Origin of the sequence: Riemerella columbipharyngis (genome assembly GCF_900101995.1) — a bacterium.
Taxonomy (GTDB): domain Bacteria; phylum Bacteroidota; class Bacteroidia; order Flavobacteriales; family Weeksellaceae; genus Riemerella; species Riemerella columbipharyngis.
The window spans coordinates 1-15,550 of record NZ_FNAS01000008.1 but is presented as its reverse complement, the minus strand read 5'-3'; the positions used below and the strand labels follow the sequence as shown (position 1 = coordinate 15,550).

The following is a 15,550-nucleotide window of genomic DNA, read 5'->3' as shown; positions in this document are numbered from 1 at the left end:
TGTTAATAGACTAAAATTGAGTTAAAGATTTTTTGGAGGGAATGATGTGTTCAATGTAAGGGCTATTTTCCTTATGTGAGGTTTATTTTATATTTCGTAATTTTGCCGCTGTTATATATAAGTGATGAGCAGAGAACAAAAACAATTTTCAGACAAAAGAAATTCTAATAAAAGAGGATTCGATAGGAATACTAATTCTAAAAGAAGCGGCAAAACTTTTGACGCTCGAGAAAAATATGTAAAAGGAGACCGAAAAAACGGTCCTTCTTTTAGAAACAATAACGAGGAAGACAGAGCCCGTTCTTTTGTTCAGAAGAGAAGAATCAATAAGCTCATACAGCAACCTAAAGAAACCATAAGGCTCAACAAATATGTTGCTAATTCCGGAGTGTGCAGCAGAAGAGAGGCAGACGAACTTATCAAGCAAGGGCTCGTGGAAGTGAATGGTAAAATCATCACAGAAATGGGCTATCAAGTGCAGAAAACAGACAAAGTAGTTTTTGACGGGCAAAGCATTACACCTGAAAAACCAGTTTATGTCCTCCTTAATAAACCGAAAGGCTATATTTCTACTACCAAAGACGAGAAAGCAAGAAAAACAGTAATGGACTTAACGGCAAATTCATCTCCGTATCGTATTTTTCCGGTGGGCAGATTAGATAGACAGACCACAGGGGTTATCCTCCTTACTAATGACGGACATCTGACTAAAAAACTGACGCATCCGTCTTTTAACATAAAGAAAATATACCATGTTACCCTTGACAGGAAATTGTCCAAAGAAGATATGCACGCCATCTCGGAAGGGATACGCTTAGAAGAGGGTATCGCCGAGGTAGACAGCATTTCTTACATTGAGGGAAAACCTAAAAACGAAATAGGAATAGAAATCCATATCGGCTGGAACAGGGTAATCCGCCGTATTTTTCAAAGACTAGGCTATGAAGTAGAAGGGCTGGATAGAGTAATGTTTGCTGGTCTTACCAAGAAAAACATAAAGCGAGGACACTGGCGTATCCTCACTGAATTGGAAGTTAATAATCTTAAAATGCTTTAATCTGCAAAGTTCTTCTTTTATAGAGCTTTCATTACATCTACTAATACTTGTACGCTCTCTATCGGAAGGGCATTGTAGAGACTTGCACGGTATCCGCCTACGCTTCTGTGTCCGTTCAAGCCGTTTATACCTGCATCTTTCCACATTTGGTCAAATTTCTCTTTCTTACTTTTATCGGTTAGGCGGAAAGAGACATTCATCACAGAGCGGTCTTCTTTCTTAGCAAATCCTTCGAAGTTAGGATTGTAGTCTATTTCATCGTAGAGTAATTTTGCTTTGGCATTGTTTCTCTCCTCTGCAGCCGCAATACCTCCGTTTTTCTCAAGGTGCTGAAGCGTAAGAAGCGAAGCATAAACTGCAAAAACCGGCGGCGTATTGAACATTGACTCTTTCTTAATGTGCAATGCATAATCCAAATATGCCGGAATATCTCTATTGGTTTTACCCAAAATATCTTTTTTAACCACCACTAAAACAGTTCCCGCAGGGCCCATATTTTTCTGAGCTCCGGCATAGATAAGATCAAATTTTGAGAAATCTAATTGACGGCTGAAAATATCAGAGCTCATATCACAAACCTTTAAGGTATCTACCTCTGGGAAAGACTTCATCTGCGTACCGTAGATTGTGTTATTGGAAGTACAATGGAAGTAGTCGTAGCTGCTGTCTACCGAATAATCTTTTGGTATGTAAGAATATTTTTCATCAGCCGAAGAGCCTACTACATCTATATTCCCCCATCTTTTTGCCTCTTTTATGGCATTAGACGCCCATGTACCGGTATCCAGATAAGCTGCTTTTCCTGTTTTTGTAAGTAAGTTAAATGGCACCATTATAAACTGAAGGCTCGCCCCTCCTTGTAGATAAAGCACCTCGTAGCTGTCGTCAAGGTTCATTAGTCTTTTTACGATAGCTCTGGCTTCATCCATTACCGGAACGAAATCTTTGCTCCTATGTGAAATTTCCAAAAGCGAAAGCCCTATGCCATTGAAATCCAATATGGCTTCTGATGCTTTCTGAAAAACCTCTTGAGGTAAGATACAAGGTCCTGCACTGAAATTATGCTTTTTTGTTCCCATTTTACTTTTTATTTTTAGATTTATATTAATGCTTTGTAAATAGTTTTAAGAATTTTCCAAAATATACTGGAACATCAGCGGTGCACAGATTGTGGCGTCACTCTCCACGATATATTTAGGCGTATCTATGTCCAATTTACCCCAAGTGATTTTTTCATTCGGTACGGCACCGGAATAAGAGCCGTATGAGGTAGTAGAGTCAGAGATTTGGCAGAAATAGCTCCAGAAAGGAATATCGTGCATTTCCAAATCTTGATAAAGCATAGGCACCACACAGATAGGGAAGTCACCGGCAATCCCGCCTCCTATTTGGAAGAATCCTACTCCTTTGCCTCCGCAATTTTTGGTGTACCAGTCCGCAAGGAATGTCATATATTCTATCCCCGATTTTACGGTAGAAGGTTTTAGTTCTCCTTTGATGCAATAGCTCGCAAAGATATTTCCCATTGTGGAATCTTCCCAGCCCGGAACTACGATAGGCAGGTTTTTCTCTGCCGCCGCCAGCATCCAAGAGTTTTCTTTCGGAATTTCATAATACTGCTCTAAAACACCAGAAAGAAGCATTTTGTACATATATTCGTGAGGGAAATAGCGTTCGCCTTTTACTTCTGTATCTTTCCAAATGTCAAAAATGTGTTTTTGCAATCTACGGAAAGCCTCTTCTTCCGGGATACAAGTGTCCGTTACACGATTCAACCCTCTCTCTAATAAATCCCACTCTTCTTTTGGGGTTAAATCTCTGTAATGCGGCACTCTCTCGTAGTGAGAATGGGCGACAAGGTTCATCAAATCTTCCTCCAAGTTCGCACCTGTACAAGAAATAATCTGGACTTTGTCTTGTCTAATCATTTCTGCTAAAATTTTCCCTAATTCTGCAGTGGACATTGCTCCGGCAAGGGTAATCATCATTTTGCCGCCGTCTTTTAGATGGGCTACATAGCCTTTGGAAGCATCTACTAAAGTAGCTGCATTGAAATGTAAATAATATTTTTCAATAAATTCTGAAATCGGTTTATTACTCATAACAATTAAAAATTTTCACAAATATAAGCATTTTACAGCTATTAAATTTAATAATGATGATATAATAATTTCCGAATGTTTTTTTAGAGTTCCAAAATTACACCTTTCAGAAAATGGAATAAATTTTTGAATAATAAGATTAAAACGAGCTCTGAGTGTTTGGCTTGTATTACTAGCTCTTAATTATCTAAAAACTCTTTTTTAATTCGTTCCAAAATAGCTTCTAAACCGTTGATTTTTATTTCGTAAACTGTGGAAAGAAGCATCCCTAATCGTCCTTTTGGAAAGCCTCCATTTCTAAGAAACCATTCCAAATAAGAAATAGGCAAATCGCATAGTAGCCTGTCTTTGTATTTGCCAAAAGGGATTCTGAATTTGCATATTTCTATGAGAATTTCCTTGTCCAAAACTTTTTATTCTGATTGGGTACTATCGTTGGGCTCAATGATTTCAGGCTCGTCATCATCGGTAAATTCATCTCTGTAAACCTCTATCAACAGCACCGCCACAGATACTAAAATTGGCCCAAATATCAGACCCATAAAGCCAAAGAGGTTAATCCCCATTATAATTCCAAAAACCGTATTGAGAGGGTGTATATTTTCCAATCTTTTCAGTAAAGTAAATCTAAGAATATTGTCGGTAACGCCACCTATACATAAGCAAAATAAAGCCAATCCTACGCCCGAGTATACATCTCCTTCTGCTGCCAAAAACAAAGAAACAGGAACGACAATCACTGCACTTCCCACTACAGGAATCATCGCTGTAAGGGCAGTAAGAACAAATAGCAAAAACGGACTGGGTGCTCCGAAAATCAAATAACCTATCAACGATACCAATGCCTGTCCTACTGATACTACCGGAATACCTATTGCATTGGCAATGACCATTTTGCTTATTTTGTCGCCTATCATTTTTACATTTCCTTTTTTCAGAGGTGCGGCTTTTATCATCATATACTCAAACCTCCTCGGGTTGGAAAGTAAAAAGTAGAGTAGAAAATACATTGCAGCTACTATGGTAAGAATGTTTACCGTACTGCTGAGCGCAATGGTGGAAACATGCCCTGCAAGCTCTTTTAGTTTGTCGATATTTTCTACACTTAGGATATCAATATGCGTTTCTTTCTGGATATAGACCTGAATTTTATCCAAGAAATCAGAGAATTTATCCATATAAGACTGGGCATTGGCTATTTTGTCGTAGAGCATATGCCCCGTGAAATAGAGAGGAATTACAATTAAAACAATCGTTCCCAAGATTATAAGCAATGCCGAAATCCAAGGCTTCCATTTTAGTTTTTCAATCAAATAAAAATTGTACCTCCGCGTAACGATATACAAGGTAATAGCACCTAATAAAGAAGGGATAAAGGTAGCAAGGTTGTATGCGATAAGCAAAAACAAAATTACAATGATGAAAAGAAGTGCGATTTGTTTTAGCTTAATATTGCTGATGGGTTGGTCGTTATTATCTTGTTTCATATAAAATAATTATTCGTTAGGCTAACATTTTTTGAGCTTTTCTAATCCCTTCTGCCAAAATATCTATTTCATCTAAAGTATTATACACTGCGAAACTTGCTCTGATAGTTCCGGCAATATTGAAAAAATCCATTATGGGCTGGGCACAGTGGTGTCCTGTTCTTACCGCTATCCCGAGTTTGTCTAAAATCATTCCTGCATCAGAGGCTATGCCTACGCCCTCCAAATTGAAAGAAACTGCTCCGGAATGAGGCGCCTTTTCACCATAAATTCTTATCCCGTCTATTGCGCTAAGCTGTGCTATGGTGTAGTTTATCAACTCTGTTTCGTGTTTTTTTATGGAGTTTTTTCCTAAAGCATTGATGAAATCTACAGCCGCTCCCAAAGCAATATTTCCGCCTACATTAGGTGTCCCGGCTTCGAATTTGAAAGGTAATCCTGCATAAGTGGTTTTCTCAAAAGAGCAAGTCGCTATCATCTCGCCACCTCCGTGGAAAGGATTTATTTTTTCTAAAATATTTTCTTTACCGTATAGTATTCCGGTTCCCATAGGGGAGTACATCTTGTGTCCCGAGAATACAAAGAAATCACAATCCATTTTTTGCACATCGATATCAAAATGAGGTGCAGACTGGGCGCCATCTATCAATACCCAAGCAGAAGAAAGTGCGCGTGTTTTAGCAATAATTTCATTTATGGGATTGACAATTCCTAAGGCGTTAGAAACTTGATTGACGGAAACCAATTTCGTCTTTTCGGAAAACCATTTATCCAAGACATCGAGCTGAAGGATACCTTGTTCATCTATGGGAATTACACGAAGTACCGCTCCCGTTCGTTCGCAAAGCATCTGCCAAGGCACAATATTAGAGTGGTGCTCCAAATGAGAAATAATAATCTCGTCTCCTTCTTTGATTATCGAAGAAAGGGCGTATGCCACGAGGTTGATACCCTCCGTCGTTCCTTTGGTGAAAATTACTTCATAGTCGTGGCGTGCATTGATGAATTTTTGAATTTTCCTTCTGGAAAGCTCCATTTCCTCTGTCGCTATCTGGCTCAAAGTATGGATTCCACGGTGGACATTAGCATTGATCTCCGTATAGTATTTATGGCAAACTTCTAATACGGATAGCGGTTTTTGGGTCGTTGCGGCATTATCCAGATATATTAAAGGCTTACCATTTACTTTTTGGTCAAGGATTGGAAATTGCTGTCTAATATTCAATAGGTTTGTCATCTCTTTAAAATTTCGGTTGATGCAAAAAAAATCAATAAAATGCCCCGCTCAATCTGCGAGGCATATTTTTTTATATTTTAGAAAGTAAATTTCGGAAACTTACTTTTTTGTCAATAATCTGCCTCAAATTTTCCACCGGCACGCGTTCTTGTTTCATCGTATCCCTTTCTCTCAGCGTAACTGTGAAATCTTTGAGAGAATCGTGGTCCACCGTGATGCAGAAAGGCGTACCTATGGCATCTTGGCGGCGGTATCTCTTGCCGATGCTGTCTTTTTCTTCAAAAATAATATTGAAGTCATATTTAAGGTCGTTGAAAATTCTCTCAGCAAACTCTGGTAGTCCGTCTTTCTTTACCAATGGAAGTATGGCAGCTTTTACCGGTGCTAAAGCCGGCGGCAATGAAAGTACCGTACGCGATGAACCGTCTTCTAAAACTTCATCTTTGAGGCAATGAGAGAACAGTGCCAAAAACATTCGGTCTAAACCGATGGAAGTTTCTACCACATAAGGTACATAGCTTTCGTTTCTTTCCGGATCAAAATATTGAATTTTTCGTCCTGAGAATTTTTCGTGAGCACTAAGGTCAAAATCTGTTCTAGAATGAATGCCTTCTAATTCCTTGAAACCAAAAGGAAATTTGAACTCAATGTCTGCTGCCGCATTTGCATAATGGGCTAATTTTTCGTGGTCGTGAAATTTGTAGTTTTCTTCTCCAAGTCCCAGAGCTAAGTGCCATTTGTAGCGTTTTTCTTTCCACATTTCGTAGAACTGAAGCTCGGTTCCCGGAGGTACAAAAAACTGCATTTCCATTTGCTCAAATTCACGCATACGGAAGATGAATTGTCTCGCAACAATTTCGTTTCTAAATGCTTTCCCTATTTGTGCTATCCCAAACGGCAATTTATGCCGAGAGGTTTTTTGGACATTAAGAAAATTTACAAAAATTCCTTGTGCCGTTTCGGGTCTTAGGTAGAGGTCGGTTGCGTTTTCTGCCGAAGCCCCCAGCTTAGTTCCAAACATAAGATTAAATTGTCTTACATCGGTCCAATTTTTAGAGCCTGTATCCGGATCGGCTATTTCCAATTCTTCTATAAGAGCTTTTACATCAGCCAAATCATTATTGTCTAATGATTTAGCCATTCGCTGCAAAATTTCTTTTTGTTTTTCTCTGTATCCTAATACTTTAGGATTGGTACTCACGAACTGTGCCTCGTCAAATGCCTCACCAAATCTTTTTTTCGCTTTGGCAATTTCTTTTAGTGCTTTATCTTCTAATTTTGCACAATAGTCTTCTATTAAGACATCTGCCCTGAATCTTTTTTTTGAATCTTTGTTGTCGATTAAAGGGTCGTTGAATGCATCTACATGTCCGGAAGCTTTCCAAGTGGTAGGGTGCATCAGGATAGCAGCATCTATCCCCACGATATTCTCGTTGAGCTGAGTCATCGCTTTCCACCAGTATTGCTTAATGTTATTTTTAAGCTCTGCACCGTTTTGTCCATAATCATACACAGCAGAAAGTCCGTCATAAATCTCACTAGACGGGAAAATAAACCCATATTCTTTAGCGTGAGAAATTACTTTTTTGAAATCATCTTCTTGTTTAGCCATAAAATAAAAAGTATATACTGCAAAAGTAATCTTTAATTTGTTTATTCAAAAGTTTTTGTTTTCAAAATATGCAGGCATACAAAAAAAGACACCCTTGTACCATGTCGGTAAAAGCAGTGTCTTAGTGCCTTTCAAGTTTTGAGCTTGGTGAAATTTAGATAAGCTCTTAGATTTATAAAGTTTTCATCATCTCGTCGTCTATCTCCATATTGTGATAGACATTCTGAACATCATCATCTTCCTCAAAGCGTTCCAACATTTTCATATTAGCCTGAAACTGCTCTTGGCTGACGGACTTGTAGTTGTTGGGTATTCTTTGCAATTCGGAACTCTTAGCCTCTATTCCCAATTCCTCTAATTTGTGAGAAAGTGAGCCGAAATCTTCGAAAGCTGTCGTTACCATTACTTCTTGGTCGTCAAAGTCGATGTCTTCCGCACCGCCGTCTATCATTTCCATTTCAAAGTCTTCCCAATCCATAGTGATTAAGGATTTGTCAATGGTAAAAATGCCTTTTCTGTCAAAAAGGAATGAAAGTTCACCGTTTTTACCCAAGTTTCCGTCAAATTTATTAAAAATAGCTCTTACATTGGCTACTGTTCTGGTGGTGTTGTTCGTAGTACATTCCACAAAGAACGCTACGCCGCCTTGCCCATAGCCTTCGTAAGTAACCTCTTCGTAGTTTTCTGCATCTGTACCGCTGGCTTTTTTTATGGCTCTTTCTACATTGTCCTTTGGCATATTGGCACCTTTGGCATTTTGTATGCACCTGCGTAATGCCGGATTAGAATCTGGATCAGGTCCTCCTGCTTTCACCGCAAGAGCAATGTCTTTTCCTATTTTGGAGAACGTTTTAGCCATTTTATCCCATCTGGCTAATTTAGATGCTTTTCTATATTCAAATGCGCGTCCCATAGATTATTTTAATTTTCGGCAAAATTAGTGAATAGTTCTTTTTTTATAAAATATATTGAGAAATTAATGTTTAATAGTATACCAATATTCTTTTGATAAGCCCAGAGCATCGTGCTACTTAATGATATCTCTTCCGATAACGAGTCTCTGTATTTCGGAAGTACCTTCTCCTATTGTACAGAGTTTAGAATCTCTATAATATTTTTCGGCAGGGAAATCTTTAGTATAGCCGTATCCTCCAAAAATCTGTAGGGCATTGTTAGAAATTCTCACACAAGCTTCAGATGCGTAGAGCTTTGCCATAGCACCTTCTCTGGTCATTTTTTGTTTGGCATTTTTCAGGTCTGCGGCTCTTTTTATCAGAAGCTCTGCGGCATCTATCTCCGTTGCCATATCGGCAAGCATAAAGTTAATCGCTTGGAAATTAGCAATCGCTTGTCCGAACTGATGTCTTTCTTTGGCGTATTTTAGAGCAGCTTTGTAGGCTCCTCTGGCAATACCCAAACTAAGTGCGGCAATGGAGATCCTGCCTCCGTCCAAAATTTTCATTGCTTGTTTGAAGCCCGAGCTAACTTCTCCAAGTCTGTGGGAATCGGGTACGCGAACATTGTCGAAAATCAATTCTGCAGTTTCCGAAGCACGCATCCCCAATTTATTTTCTTTTTTTCCTGATGAGAAACCGGGCATCCCTTTTTCCAGAACAAATGCTGTTGAGTTATTAGAGGTGTTTTTGTCTCCCGTTCTGGTCATTACTACTGCGATATCTCCAGATATAGCGTGTGTAATGAAGTTCTTAGCACCATTGATTATCCATTCATCACCATCTTTTACGGCAGTCGTATTCATTCCTCCTGCATCAGAGCCTGTATTATGCTCGGTGAGTCCCCACGCTCCAATTACCTTTCCGGAAGCCAGCTTCGGTAGCCATTTCTTTCTTTGTTCTTCATTTCCAAACTCATAGATATGATTGGTACATAGTGAGTTATGTGCCGCTACAGAAAGTCCTATGGAAGGATCTACTTGAGAAATTTCATCTATAATAACAACATATTCGTTGTAAGATAGTCCAGCTCCTCCGTACTCTTCGGGAATGATGATTCCCATAAATCCCATTTCACCCAGCTTGTGGAATAAATCTATAGGGAATGTTTGGCTTTCATCCCACTCCATAATGTAAGGACGAATATTTTTTTCTGCAAAATCACGAGCTGTATTGGCTATCATTTTTAGATGCTCTGTATGTTCGGTTTTCATAAATCTATTATTGTTTTTCAAATATAAGTAAAATAAATAAACTTACATTTGTTTTTTACTGTTTATATAATCTATCACAAAAAAGACTGCCTGAATAAAGGCAGTCTTTTTTATGAAAACAATATTCGTTATAGGTTTAAGCACCCTTAATGAATATTAAGCTTATGCGTTCGGCTCTATAGATACAAAAGATCTATCATTTCCTTTTTTAGTGAAAACTACCTTTCCGTCAGTCAAGGCAAATAATGTATGATCTTTACCCATTCCCACATTTTCACCTGGGTGGTGTTTTGTACCTCTCTGTCTCACGATAATATTACCCGCGATAGCCTCTTGACCTCCGAAAATCTTAACGCCTAATCTTTTAGAGTGAGATTCTCTACCATTTTTGGAACTACCAACACCTTTCTTGTGTGCCATTTTTTTTAGGTTTTTTTAGTTAACATTAAATTTAATTATTATGCTTTTCCGCCTTTAAGTTTACCTTTAAGGGCGTCAAGCTCATCGAACTTACCATCGGCAGCCAACTGTGCTTGCTGAGGCCAAGTTGTAGGATCCATAGCTGCATATACAGCTCCTTTAGGATTAAGTATTGCCTCTAACTCCTCTTTTGTTTTTTTCGCTAAATCTGCAAAAGATTTAATCCCTGCTTCAAAGAATATTTCAGCTACTTTAGGACCTATTCCTTCTATTAGAGTAAGGTCGTCTCCTTTTTTAGGAGTCTTTTTTGCCAGTTTTGTTGTTTCTTCTTTTTTAGCAGATTTTTTAGCACCTTCAAATCCTGTGATAGAAACGATTTGAATTTGAGTTAAAGACTGTCTGTGACCATTTTTCTTAGCGTATCCTTTTCTTCTTTTTTTCTTGAAAACGATAACCTTATCAGCTTTCACATGGTCGATAATTTCCGCTTCTACAGCGATTCCTTTTACAGCCGGGGCGCCCACAGTTGTTGCTCCATTTACGGTAAGAAGAACTTTGTCAAAAGTTACTCTGTCTCCTTTCTCACCACTCAAACGGTTTACAAACAATTTTTGGTCTTGCTCAACTTTGTATTGAAGCCCTGCTATCTCTACGATTGCAAACATTGTTATATTGTTTTTTAATTATTTCAGTCCGCAAATATAAGTTTTTTTTTTGAATTACCAACTATTTGATATTGCTATCTCATTGTAATTATTTTTTATTAAAAATTTAAAGTTCTTATATTTGCATCTATAAAAAATAGAAAAGTGTCGGCACATCTTACGATTCTTGGCTTTAATTCTGCGATTCCTACAGTGAACTCATCTCCTACAGCTCAGCTTTTGGAAATGCAGGAGCGTCATTTTCTTATAGATTGCGGCGAGGGAACTCAGGTACAATTAAGAAAAGCTAAAGCTAAATTTTCAAAAATAAATCACATTTTTGTTTCTCATCTTCACGGCGATCATTGTTTTGGGCTGCCGGGGTTGGTGGCTTCATTTAGGCTCTTAGGAAGAGAGACGCCTCTTTATATCTATGGTCCGAAAGGTATTAAGGAAATGCTGGAAACTATTTTTAGAATTACCGAAACACAGAGAGGTTTTGAGGTGGTGTATCGTGAAATAGAGGGGAATGCATCAGAGAAAATTTTTGAAGATGATAAAGTGGAAGTTTATACTATTCCTCTGGATCATAGAATATATTGCAATGGTTATCTTTTTAGAGAAAAACCAAAGGAACGCCATCTGAATATGGAAGAGATTGCTAAATATCCCGAAATAGAAATCTGTGATTATCATCTTCTTAAAAAAGGAAAAGATTTTACATTATCTGATGGATATGTGCTAAAGAATGAAATTCTTACAAAACCGGCTGAATCGCCTGTTTCCTATGCATTTTGCAGTGATACACGCTTTCTTGAATCTGTGGTGCCTATTGTGAAAGGGGTAGATTTGCTTTATCATGAATCTACTTTTTTGCACGAGCTTAAAGAAATGGCAGACTATACGGGGCATTCTACGGCTTTGGAAGCGGCTTTGGTTGCTAAAAAAGCGGAAGTCAAAAAACTGATTTTAGGACATTTTTCTAACCGCTATCAGGACTTGTCTGTATTTACAGATGAGGCAAGGACTGTGTTCCCGAATACTTTTTTGCCGAAGACATTGGAAGTTATAGAAATTTAGTTATGACTTTGACGGAATTAAAAAACTTTCTTGACGAGAAAGCCGACCAATACAATAATGTTGAATTTATAGCCGATGATCCCGTCCAGATTCCACATAGTTTCTCTATTCGGCAGGATATAGAGATTTCGGCGTTTTTTGCAGCTACTATTGCATGGGGAAACAGAAAGTCTATTATCAAAAATGCGAAATCTATAGTGTCCATAATGGAAAATTCGCCATATGATTTTGTGATGAATTATTCTTCCAGAGACTTGGATTTAGGGGCAAAGGCATTGCATAGGACATTTAATACCGATGATTTTGTGTTTTTTATAAAAAACCTTAGAAGGGTATATTGTGAGTATTCTTCTATGGAAGATTTATTTTTATTGGATCCTGAAGAACAAAACTTTTATCATGCATTAGAGCGGTTTAGGAGTTATTTTGTCAATAATGAAGTACATAGGTCGGTAAAGCATATTAGCTCTACATACAAGAATTCTGCAGCTAAACGGTTGATGATGTTTCTTAGATGGATGGTTCGCAGAGATTCGCGGGGAGTAGACTTTGGCTTGTGGGACAGGATATCACCGGCATATCTTTCTATTCCTCTTGATGTTCATACAGGGAACATAGCCCGAAAACTAAAGCTCGTCACTCGGAAACAGAATGATTGGAAAACGGTAGAGGAATTGGATAAAAAAATCCGAAAAATGAATCCGAAAGACCCAGCCCTATACGATTATGCCTTGTTTGGACTGGGTGTATCGGAGGGGTTTTGATTGGGGAGATTTAGAAATTTAGTGTTCTTCCATATATAAGAAATTATTATTAACACTATTATGGCTAAAACAAAGTATCAAAAGTTATTTCTCCGAAAAAATTATTCATATGGTTATTAGATTCAAAATGATTTATGAGGGGTATTTTGTGTCAGCTTATATGAGTAAAAGTATAGATTTTTATATGTGTCTATACCAGAAAAAATAAAAAACTTTTTTATATGGTATTATGGTAGTTTTTAATTTTTCTTTATACCTTTGTGGTGTACTATGATACGGATGACAAACAACATATGAGAAATGAAAAAGTTTTTACATAGTTGTTTGGCTATTCCGTATATTTGTGTAAACATATATGAGAGCGACCATTAAATGCAGTAAGTGATTTCTTAGTGGATATGCAGGAAGCCTTGAGCAATGGGCAAATTGTGTGTATGGGGGAGCAGGGCAGTATGCGTGCAAGGAGGATGAAGCCAAAGAAGAGAGAGTAATGACGGCAGCCATTAAAGTCTGCAAAGATTATTTTAACTTTAGGCATAGACATTAAAAACCGATAAAAACCTTAAAAACGAAAAGGTATAGCCAGCAAATGAAAATTTCTTGCCGTGAAAAAAAAATTCCCACGCTAGGAAAAAAATTTTTCTAAGCAGGAAAATTCCAACGGAACGCTTGAGAATTTTGCCTCTCTCTATTCCATAATTTTTTGGAAAAATGAAAATAAGCTCTGAGGGAAGTATCAGAGCTGAATAAATATAGTGTAACTAATACAAAGATTGAATGAAAAAGAAACTAATTAATGTAAGTATTTTCTGTGCTTTGTGTGCAGGAACAGTAGTTTACGCCCAACAGGGAAGCGTAGGCATTAACACTGACGAGCCCAAGGCAACTTTACATATAAAGCCTTATGATGCGAAAGAAACTGCCACCAACAATGAGGGAATTATCGTTCCTATTTTAAGCAAAAAAAGAGTGGCAAATATTGCAGAACCGCAAGAGGGAACTTTGATTTATGTGAATAACTCCGAGTATGACACTAATGCATATAATGCTACCCAAAACCACAGGGTATCCAGAGTGGGTTCTTCGGGGTATTATTGGTACAACGGCGACCAATGGGTGAATGTACTTTATACCGCAGGGCAGGGAATGCATCTGGGTGCAAACGAAGAAAGAACCGGCGTAGAACCCACAGAGTTTTGGCGTTGGGGCTTGGATAGGCTTACCCAAGAAAACAAAACAGGTTTGGCGATTATTGGTAGGCCGGCAGCCAACTTCGGAAACATTGGTGACAACGCCGTGGATGTAAGTTACAGCCAATACACCGTTGCAGAAGCAACCGACCCCGCCCATGATGCAAACGATGTCGTGGGTAAACAACAAGGTGAAACGCCTGAAGCCAAAGGTGCCACAGGAAACTACGCCTTTGCCGCAGGTTGGAACACCGTTGCCTCAGGAGAGGCCTCCTTTGCCGCAGGAAAAGGAAGTTTTGCCAAAGGAAGGCGTGCGGTTGCCATAGGAGCCGATACCTATGCCATTGGAGACCGCTCCGTTGCCATGGGAAATGAAAGCTATGCCAAAGGATCAAATTCTGTTGCCATGGGAAGTAGAACAATAGCCAAAGGATCAAATTCTGTTGCCATGGGAAGTAGAACAATAGCCACGGAATTTGCTACGGTTGCTATGGGATCTAATAACCAAGCATTGGGTCAATACGCTACTGTCATGGGAATTAATAACATTGCAAAAACCTATGCAGAAACCATTATGGGATCTAACACCACACCGGTTTCCGAGGAATTAGATACTGATGGCAATCCTCTATATCATACCTATCCAATAACAGGGAGTAGAGTGTTTACCCCTATTGGAGCACGATTATTTACTGTGGGTAACGGTAGTACGGCGGAAAAAACTTATTCAGATGCTTTTATGATACTGCGAAACGGACGTACCGGCATCAATATCGATAATTTTGAAAAACATAATAGTGGAGCCATGCTGGTGGTCAATGGAGCCATACAAATTTATAAAGGAGGAAACACCAGTATAATTGGGAAAAGCAAGGAAGGCGGCGGTACATATACTAAAGATGATGCAGATGATACTACAATCGGTTGCAATGAGAGTAACGAGGGTTCTTTCCGCTATAACCGAAGCAGTGATGGTAATACAGGCTTTTTTGAAGGCTGTGTAAAAACAGGGGCTAACTCCTATACTTGGAAAAGAATGACCAACTAATCGGTATTTCCCCATAGAATTTTAAGAATTTAAGGTTTAGAAGGTAAAAAACGGCAAACTCGTATGAGTTTGCCGTTTTTTCATCTTTTTATCCTGAGAATTACATTTTCTATGTAGGGTTTCAATTCCTACGAGGCATTTTTCAATTCCTACGAGGCATTTTTCAATTCCTACGAGGCGTTTTTCAATTCCTACGAGGCATTTTTCAATTCCTACGAGGCGTTTTTCAATTCCTACGAGGCATTTTTCAATTCCTACGAGGCATTTTTCAATTCCTACGAGGCATTTTTCAATTCCTACGAGGCATTTTTCAATTCCTACGAGGCGTTTTTCAATTCCTACGAGGCGTTTTTCAATTCCTACGAGACATTTTTCAATTCCTACGAGGCATTTTTCAATACAGAGAAAAGTGTAAACACACACACACACACACACACACACACACAATTTGGTTAAACATATTATGTGTAGGTGGGGTTATTTGTGCCTTGATAGATTCAGTGCAAGGCAACCTAAGCGATGGGCAGATTGTGCGGCTGGGCGAGCTGGGCAGTATGCGTGCAAGCCTAAGCAGTGAGGGAAAAGCCAAAGAAGAGGAAGTAACGGCAGCAGCCATAAAGTCTGCAAAGGTGATTTTCACCCCTGGTACAGGCATTAAAAATAGATTGAAAACCTTGAAGTATGAAAAGGCATAGCCAGCCGATGAAAATTTCCTGCCGTGAAAAAAAAATTTCCACACTAG

The 15,550-nt window shown here is 38.6% G+C and carries 15 protein-coding genes and 1 pseudogene; 5 read left to right on the top strand and 11 right to left on the bottom strand.

The annotated features are described in order from the left end of the window. Nucleotides 1-124 precede the first annotated feature (124 nt). A complete protein-coding gene (locus BLS89_RS05540; RefSeq protein WP_092736498.1) occupies nt 125-1,057 on the top strand; it encodes a pseudouridine synthase in 933 nt (310 codons plus the stop codon). 17 nt (nt 1,058-1,074) lie between these two features. On the opposite strand, the gene serC is transcribed toward BLS89_RS05540, so the two are convergent. From serC to rplU, 10 genes are all read right to left on the bottom strand, one after another. Further along, on the bottom strand, nt 1,075-2,136 hold the full coding sequence (gene serC / locus BLS89_RS05535) for a 3-phosphoserine/phosphohydroxythreonine transaminase (protein WP_092736497.1): 1,062 nt from the start codon (nt 2,134-2,136) through the stop codon (nt 1,075-1,077). 45 nt (nt 2,137-2,181) lie between these two features. Further along, complete coding sequence (locus BLS89_RS05530; protein WP_092736496.1) at nt 2,182-3,159, bottom strand: deoxyhypusine synthase family protein; 978 nt, start codon at nt 3,157-3,159, stop codon at nt 2,182-2,184. A 179-nt stretch (nt 3,160-3,338) separates the two neighbouring features. After that, entirely contained in the window at nt 3,339-3,566 is a 228-nt protein-coding gene (locus tag BLS89_RS05525) for a DUF3820 family protein (protein ID WP_092736495.1), read from the bottom strand. 6 nt (nt 3,567-3,572) lie between these two features. After that, on the bottom strand, nt 3,573-4,646 hold the full coding sequence (locus BLS89_RS05520; RefSeq protein ID WP_092736494.1) for an AI-2E family transporter: 1,074 nt from the start codon (nt 4,644-4,646) through the stop codon (nt 3,573-3,575). 16 nt (nt 4,647-4,662) lie between these two features. Next, nucleotides 4,663-5,883: an aminotransferase class V-fold PLP-dependent enzyme gene (locus tag BLS89_RS05515; protein ID WP_092736493.1), complete on the bottom strand. Its 1,221-nt coding sequence runs from the start codon at nt 5,881-5,883 to the stop codon at nt 4,663-4,665. A gap of 70 nt (nt 5,884-5,953) precedes the next feature. Then, a complete protein-coding gene (locus tag BLS89_RS05510) occupies nt 5,954-7,495 on the bottom strand; it encodes a glycine--tRNA ligase (protein WP_092736492.1) in 1,542 nt (513 codons plus the stop codon). A 172-nt stretch (nt 7,496-7,667) separates the two neighbouring features. Beyond that, on the bottom strand, nt 7,668-8,408 hold the full coding sequence (locus BLS89_RS05505; RefSeq protein ID WP_092736491.1) for a YebC/PmpR family DNA-binding transcriptional regulator: 741 nt from the start codon (nt 8,406-8,408) through the stop codon (nt 7,668-7,670). A gap of 114 nt (nt 8,409-8,522) precedes the next feature. Beyond that, nucleotides 8,523-9,662 (bottom strand): acyl-CoA dehydrogenase family protein, encoded by a 1,140-nt coding sequence (locus BLS89_RS05500; RefSeq protein ID WP_092736490.1) that lies wholly within the window; start codon nt 9,660-9,662, stop codon nt 8,523-8,525. A gap of 162 nt (nt 9,663-9,824) precedes the next feature. Beyond that, on the bottom strand, nt 9,825-10,082 hold the full coding sequence (gene rpmA / locus BLS89_RS05495) for a 50S ribosomal protein L27 (protein WP_092736489.1): 258 nt from the start codon (nt 10,080-10,082) through the stop codon (nt 9,825-9,827). A gap of 38 nt (nt 10,083-10,120) precedes the next feature. Beyond that, nucleotides 10,121-10,747, bottom strand: a complete 627-nt coding sequence (gene rplU / locus BLS89_RS05490) for a 50S ribosomal protein L21 (protein ID WP_092736488.1) — start codon at nt 10,745-10,747, stop codon at nt 10,121-10,123. 144 nt (nt 10,748-10,891) lie between these two features. On the opposite strand from rplU, the gene BLS89_RS05485 reads away from it, so the two are divergent. The 3 genes from BLS89_RS05485 (at nt 10,892) to BLS89_RS05475 (ending at nt 14,808) form a co-directional block, all read left to right on the top strand. Continuing rightward, a complete protein-coding gene (locus BLS89_RS05485) occupies nt 10,892-11,806 on the top strand; it encodes a ribonuclease Z (protein ID WP_092736487.1) in 915 nt (304 codons plus the stop codon). 2 nt (nt 11,807-11,808) lie between these two features. Beyond that, nucleotides 11,809-12,570, top strand: coding sequence for a TIGR02757 family protein (locus tag BLS89_RS05480; protein WP_092736486.1), 762 nt, complete (start codon nt 11,809-11,811; stop codon nt 12,568-12,570). A 777-nt stretch (nt 12,571-13,347) separates the two neighbouring features. Then, nucleotides 13,348-14,808 (top strand): hypothetical protein, encoded by a 1,461-nt coding sequence (locus BLS89_RS05475; RefSeq protein WP_092736485.1) that lies wholly within the window; start codon nt 13,348-13,350, stop codon nt 14,806-14,808. 36 nt (nt 14,809-14,844) lie between these two features. On the opposite strand, the gene BLS89_RS05470 is transcribed toward BLS89_RS05475, so the two are convergent. Beyond that, entirely contained in the window at nt 14,845-15,243 is a 399-nt protein-coding gene (locus tag BLS89_RS05470; RefSeq protein WP_143017729.1) for a hypothetical protein, read from the bottom strand. Between the two features lie 32 nt (nt 15,244-15,275). On the opposite strand from BLS89_RS05470, the pseudogene BLS89_RS05465 reads away from it, so the two are divergent. Next, nucleotides 15,276-15,503, top strand: a pseudogene (locus BLS89_RS05465) (HU family DNA-binding protein); the annotation flags it as partial. Nucleotides 15,504-15,550 lie beyond the last annotated feature (47 nt).